We start from the raw sequence: 3,341 nt of genomic DNA, 5'->3' as shown, positions 1-3,341 counted from the left end.
GGAGGGATGCCTCGACCGGATCACCGCACCGGCTCAGATCATTCCACCTGCTCATAGGCGGGGACGGTGAGGAACTCGACGAACTCGTCCGCCAGCGCCACCCGCTCGAACAGGGCTGCCGCGTCGGCGTAGCGCCCGCCCTGGAATGTCGGTTCGCCGACGGCGGACCGGATCGCGGCCAGCTCCTCGGCCTCGATCTCCCGGACGAGATCCGCGGTCACCGGCCGGCCGTCGGCCAGGCGGGCCCGCACGGCGATCCACTGCCAGATCTGCGAACGTGAGATCTCAGCGGTGGCCGCGTCCTCCATCAGGTTGTCGATACCGACCGCGCCGATGCCCCGCAACCAACTCTCCAGGTACCGGATGGCCACGCTGATGTTGCTGCGCAGACCCGCCTCGGTGATCGAACCCGGGGTGTCGCGAACCGCGAGCAGCTGCCGCGCCGTCACGGTGACGTCATCACGCTGCCGGTCGATCTGGTGCGGGCGCTCGCCGAGCACGGCGTCGAACACCTCGGTGCAGACCGGCACCAGGTCGGGATGGGCGACCCAACTCCCGTCGAAACCGTCGCGGGACTCCCGCTCCTTGTCGTCCCGGACCTTTGCCAGGGCACGCGCGTTGGCCGCTGGATCGCGGCGGCTCGGGATGAACGCGGCCATCCCGCCGATGGCATGCGCGCCACGGCGGTGGCAGGTGGCCACCAGCAGCTCGGTGTAGGCACGCATGAACGGCACGGTCATGGTGACGGCACCACGGTCGGGCAACAGGAAGTCGGCGCCACGCGCGCGGAACGTCTTCACGGTGGAGAACATGTAGTCCCATCGACCGGCGTTCAAGCCGGCGGAATGTTCCCGCAGTTCGTAGAGGATCTCCTCTATCTCGAAAGCCGCCGGAAGAGTCTCGATGAGAACGGTCGCCCGGATCGTCCCACGGGCGAGCCCGAGGGAATCCTCGGCCACGGTGAACACGTCGTTCCACAGCCGGGCCTCATGGTGCCCTTCCAGTTTGGGCAGGTAGAAGTATGGCCCGACGCCGGCCGAGACCAGCGCGTGGGCGTTGCGGAAGAAATACATCCCGAAATCGAACAGAGCACCGCTGACGGGTGCGCCGTCAACCAGAACATGGCGTTCGGGCAGATGCCAGCCACGTGGACGCACCACAAGCGTCGCAAGCCCCTCGCCTAGCGCGTATTCCCGGCCATCCGGGCCCGTGTACACCAGGGTCCGTGTGATCGCCTCGGTCAGGTTGCGCTGCCCGGAGATCATATTTGACCAGGTCGGTACGTTTGCGTCCTCGAAATCAGCCATGAAGACCCGCGCCCCGCTGTTGAGCGCGTTTATGACCATCTTGGCGTCGGTCGGCCCGGTTATCTCGCACCTGCGATCGAGCAGGCCCGGCGCGGGTGGCGCAACGACCCAGTTTCCGTCGCGGACGTCCGCGGTCTCGGCCAGGAAGTCCAGGCTCGCCCCAGCTGCGACGGACCGCTGGCGCTCACCACGTCGTTCCAACAGCGCGGCCCGGCGGTCGGAAAAAACGCGCTGCAGGCCTGCGACGAACGCGAGCGCCTCGTCGGTCAGGACCGCGGCGACCTCGGACGGCTCAAGGCCACTGACCACCCGGTCCACCTCGATACCCGTCATCCTCCCCTCGCCCGTCATGCCCTCGCCCGCCACGCCCTCGCCCGCCACGTCCTCGCCCGCCACGTCCTCGCCCGCCACGTCCTCGCCCGCCACGTCCTCGATGTCCGCTCGTCCAACCGACCCGTCGGCACCCATCGCGTTCCCTTCCTGTTGCACGCACCGTCCACGGCACATCGCCGGGTATCGACGGGAGCGAAGCTACCGCTCGGGGCCTGTCCGGTGGCCCCGGCTGCATTCGCTGGGCGCCACGCCCGGCCAACTAGTAAGTTTTCATGTCAAACACGCCTCGACTGGCTGGCGCGCCCACCGTGCGGGTAGGGCAGGTAGGGCGGGGACAGGCGTCCCACAGGTCGCTCCAGGGCGTATCTGATGGATGTTGGTCGATGCGGGCGATGATCTATCAAACACGCCCTAACCGCGCAAGGGGGAGCGCACAAGGAGGCAGAGCAATGAACGTCACGTTTCTCGGGCTCGGACGGATGGGCCGGGAAATGGCCCGGCATGTTCTCCGCGGCGGCCACCAACTGACCGTCTGGAACAGGACGCCGGGTCGCGCGGAGGAGTTGACAGCCGCCGGTGCACGCGAGGCGCCCTCTGTTCGGGCTGCGGTCACGGACACCGACGCCGTCGTGCTGATGCTTTTCGATGACAATTCAGCCCGTCAGGTGATCGACGAGTTGATCGTCGGCGCGCGCCCGACCACGCTAGTGATCAATATGACCTCTGTCTCGCCGTCGACCAGCCGCGACCTCGGACAGCTCGTGGCAAAGGCGGATCTGCGCTACGTCGAGGCGCCGGTGGTGGGCACCGTCGGGCCAGCCCACGAAGGCACCCTGCGGGTACTGGTCGGGGCGACCGAGGGCGACGCCGCGGCGGCCGACGGCCTGCTCGCCCTGTTCGGCAGCACACACCGGGTGGGCGGCATCGGAACCGCGACTGCGTTGAAGACCGTGGTGAACCTGGGACTGACGCTCTCCACCGCGGCCCTGGGCGAGGTGCTGCGGCTCGGATCGGATCTGGGTATCGACCGCAATGTGCTCCTCGCCGAACTCTCCGGCGGTGCACTCGGGTCCATCGTGAACTACAAGCGCCCGATGCTCGCCGACGATATCTTCAGCCCGGCGGCCTTCACTCTGGACGCCATGATCAAAGATCTCCGGATCGCGATGGGATCCGCAGAGCGGCCGTTGCCCCTGGCCGTGACCACGCTCGCCATGGCCACGGAGGCGTCCGACGCCGGACGCGGTGGTGACGACTTCGCCAGCCTGGTGGCCTACTACGCCGCGCCCCGACCCCGCGGTCAGGGCTGACCTGCGATCAGGTGGGGACACGGACCGCCAGACCTATCGCGTAGTCGAGCCACCACTGCCCGGCGGTGGGGCCGCCGTTGCACGTACCATCCGATTCGCCGGGAATTTTGATCCACAGGAAGGCGTCGGCACGCGGGTCACCGGTATCGGCCGTCGGGCCCGTGCCCAGTGCCCTGCCTGGTGGGTTGCACCAGGCGTTGCCGGGCGCCGGGCCCAAGCCGTTACGGCTGGTGTCGATGACGAAGTGGGCCGTTCCACCGACAGCCACAGAGACCGCGTCTCCGTAGGCCCGCTCGTCAGCCGTCTCGTCGAAGTTCGAGACGTTCAGAGCGAAACCGCGCGCCCGGTCGACCCCGGCGGCCCGTAGCCTCGTCGCCATCTCGGCGGCATC

Annotated in this window: 3 protein-coding genes; 1 reads left to right on the top strand and 2 read right to left on the bottom strand. The window is 68.2% G+C overall.

What is annotated here, in order from left to right; translation table 11 throughout:
- Positions 1-38: 38 nt before the first annotated feature.
- Entirely contained in the window at positions 39-1,640 is a 1,602-nt protein-coding gene (aceB, locus tag U9978_RS04980) for a malate synthase A (protein ID WP_322759849.1), read from the bottom strand.
- 272 nt (positions 1,641-1,912) lie between these two features.
- On the opposite strand from aceB, the gene U9978_RS04975 reads away from it, so the two are divergent.
- On the top strand, positions 1,913-2,950 hold the full coding sequence (locus U9978_RS04975; RefSeq protein ID WP_322759840.1) for an NAD(P)-dependent oxidoreductase: 1,038 nt from the start codon (positions 1,913-1,915) through the stop codon (positions 2,948-2,950).
- A gap of 7 nt (positions 2,951-2,957) precedes the next feature.
- Here U9978_RS04975 and U9978_RS04970 read toward each other — a convergent pair.
- The coding region (locus U9978_RS04970) for a glycoside hydrolase family 6 protein (protein WP_322759839.1) at positions 2,958-3,341 on the bottom strand (384 nt) is incomplete at its 5' end.

Source organism: Protofrankia sp. Cr2 (genome assembly GCF_963555885.1).
Classification (GTDB): domain Bacteria; phylum Actinomycetota; class Actinomycetes; order Frankiales; family Frankiaceae; genus Protofrankia.
This window is presented reverse-complemented; position numbering and strand designations above follow the sequence as displayed.